Below are 1217 nucleotides of genomic sequence, written 5' to 3' on the forward strand. Positions count from 1 at the left end.
GGAATCACTAGACCAGTGAGCTATTACGCACTCTTTCAAGGGTGGCTGCTTCTAAGCCAACCTCCTGGTTGTCTGTGCGACTCCACATCCTTTCCCACTTAGCGTACGCTTAGGGGCCTTAGTCGATGCTCTGGGCTGTTTCCCTCTCGACCATGGAGCTTATCCCCCACAGTCTCACTGCCGTGCTCTCACTTACCGGCATTCGGAGTTTGGCTAAGGTCAGTAACCCGGTAGGGCCCATCGCCTATCCAGTGCTCTACCTCCGGCAAGAAACACACGACGCTGCACCTAAATGCATTTCGGGGAGAACCAGCTATCACGGAGTTTGATTGGCCTTTCACCCCTAACCACAGGTCATCCCCCAGGTTTTCAACCCTGGTGGGTTCGGTCCTCCACGAAGTCTTACCTCCGCTTCAACCTGCCCATGGCTAGATCACTCCGCTTCGGGTCTTGAGCGTGCTACTGAAACGCCCTGTTCGGACTCGCTTTCGCTACGGCTACCCCACGCGGGTTAACCTCGCAACACACCGCAAACTCGCAGGCTCATTCTTCAAAAGGCACGCAGTCACGACGCACCAAGCAAGCTTGATGCGCGACGCTCCCACGGCTTGTAGGCACACGGTTTCAGGTACTATTTCACTCCGCTCCCGCGGTACTTTTCACCATTCCCTCACGGTACTATCCGCTATCGGTCACCAGGGAATATTTAGGCTTAGCGGGTGGTCCCGCCAGATTCACACGGGATTTCTCGGGCCCCGTGCTACTTGGGTGTCTCTCAAACGAGCCGCTGACGTTTCGACTACGGGGGTCTTACCCTCTACGCCGGACCTTTCGCATGTCCTTCGTCTACATCAACGGTTTCTGACTCGTCTCACGGCCGGCAGACCGTGAAAGAGAGATCCCACAACCCCGCATACGCAACCCCTGCCGGGTCTCACACGTATACGGTTTGGCCTCATCCGGTTTCGCTCGCCACTACTCCCGGAATCACGGTTGTTTTCTCTTCCTGAGGGTACTGAGATGTTTCACTTCCCCTCGTTCCCTCCACATACCCTATGTGTTCAGGTATGGGTGACAGCCCATGACGACTGCCGGGTTTCCCCATTCGGAAACCCCCGGATCAAAGCCTGGTTGACGGCTCCCCGGGGACTATCGTGGCCTCCCACGTCCTTCATCGGTTCCTGGTGCCAAGGCATCCACCGTGCGCCCTTAAAAAC

Annotated in this window: 1 rRNA gene; it reads right to left on the reverse strand. The window is 56.7% G+C overall.

The window, feature by feature from the left end:
- Positions 1-1217, reverse strand: a 23S ribosomal RNA gene (locus IE275_RS45685); the annotation flags it as partial.

The organism is Streptomyces phaeofaciens, assembly GCF_014648915.1.
Taxonomy (GTDB): Bacteria; Actinomycetota; Actinomycetes; order Streptomycetales; family Streptomycetaceae; genus Streptomyces; species Streptomyces phaeofaciens.